This is a genomic window from Citrobacter cronae, assembly GCF_016893685.1.
Lineage (GTDB): Bacteria > Pseudomonadota > Gammaproteobacteria > Enterobacterales > Enterobacteriaceae > Citrobacter > Citrobacter werkmanii.
Genome location: NZ_CP069763.1, coordinates 4181327 through 4182412, shown reverse-complemented (window position 1 = coordinate 4182412; position 1086 = coordinate 4181327). Strand labels below are relative to the sequence as shown.

Annotated in this window: 3 protein-coding genes; all 3 read right to left on the bottom strand. The window is 52.1% G+C overall.

The annotated features are described in order from the left end of the window. On the bottom strand, window positions 1-543 hold a 543-nt coding region (locus JSN25_RS18145), incomplete at its 3' end, for a phage integrase central domain-containing protein (protein WP_204525214.1). Continuing rightward, a complete protein-coding gene (locus tag JSN25_RS18140; RefSeq protein ID WP_181640991.1) occupies window positions 512-784 on the bottom strand; it encodes an excisionase in 273 nt (90 codons plus the stop codon). The genes JSN25_RS18140 and JSN25_RS18145, both read right to left, overlap by 32 nt. 64 nt (window positions 785-848) lie before the next feature. Next, the coding region (locus JSN25_RS18135; protein WP_204525175.1) for a DUF4060 family protein at window positions 849-1086 on the bottom strand (238 nt) is incomplete at its 5' end.

The following is a 1086-nucleotide window of genomic DNA, read 5'->3' as shown; positions in this document are numbered from 1 at the left end:
ACGCTCGCGCTTTACTTTGGGTGTCGGCGTTCTTGTCGGCTCTGCCGGATTCCTTTCAATATGTCCCTCGACGATCGCCTCTCTGAAAATATCCAACAATACCGAACGCAGGCCTGAGGCCATGCTCTTCTTATCGCAGAGTATGTAACTCTCCAGGAAAGTAGATACATCCTTCGTGCTGACCGACGATAGCGGCATACGTCCGAATTCATCACTGATAGTGGCGATCTGATTGTGCCTGACCTTCATAGTGTTGGGCTTCAATTCTCTTCGCTCAAGAATTACTTCGTAGCGCTCGAGCCACGCTTTCACCGTAAATGTTGGTGTTTCCTTTATACGGTCCAGCAGCGCTGACGGAAGGTAATTCTGGTCGATGTAGTTGTTGGCCTCGATGGCCTGAGAAATGGCGTCCTTTCTGTCGATCCGGCCAAGAGATAATTCTTGACCGGTAATCGGGTTTCGCCAGCTGTAAAGCCGGTCTCTTTTACGATAGGTCAGGTTACGGGGCAGGTTAGCGTCGTAACGTACTGGCCTTTTCGCCATGAGTCAGTCTCTCCAGTAGAGTGCCACCAGTTGGCAGCGGTATGCGTTTTGCTTTGGGACGAAGGTTCTTTTTGCTCGGATCCACATAGATGGCGTCAGGCTGAACCTTATATTCTTTGCCGTGAAGTTCCGGGGCTGGGTAAATACGCCCCTCCCGTGCCCAGCGGCGAAGTGTTGAAAGAGACGGTGGGGTTGAATAAGTTGAATTCGCCCATTCCAGCAGATTAAGAAGCTTGGCCATACTACCTCCGGCTTCCGGCAACTTATTATAGAGCTGCCGGAAAATTGTTAATGAAATATCGTTATCAACTCACCTGGCCAGGTAGCGCGCGCAACCGGCGCATACCTGTCATCGCCGTGGCCACGTAGCTAGCCTTACGGTTCACTACCTCCACCCAGACCTTCACACCTTCAACTCTCACCGTGTATGTCTCCTTCATCTTGCTGCGCCCGTAGTCGCCGTAACGTTCGTGATGAGTGGCCAGCGCGATATCGCACGCCTGACGCGCTAACGGGGATTGCTGATTGCCTCGGTTAATCAGT

What these genes read in the sequence shown, in the direction of transcription:
- JSN25_RS18140 (WP_181640991.1), bottom strand. Translation starts at nt 784, where the DNA reads ATGGCCAAGCTTCTTAATCTGCTGGAATGGGCGAATTCAACTTATTCA.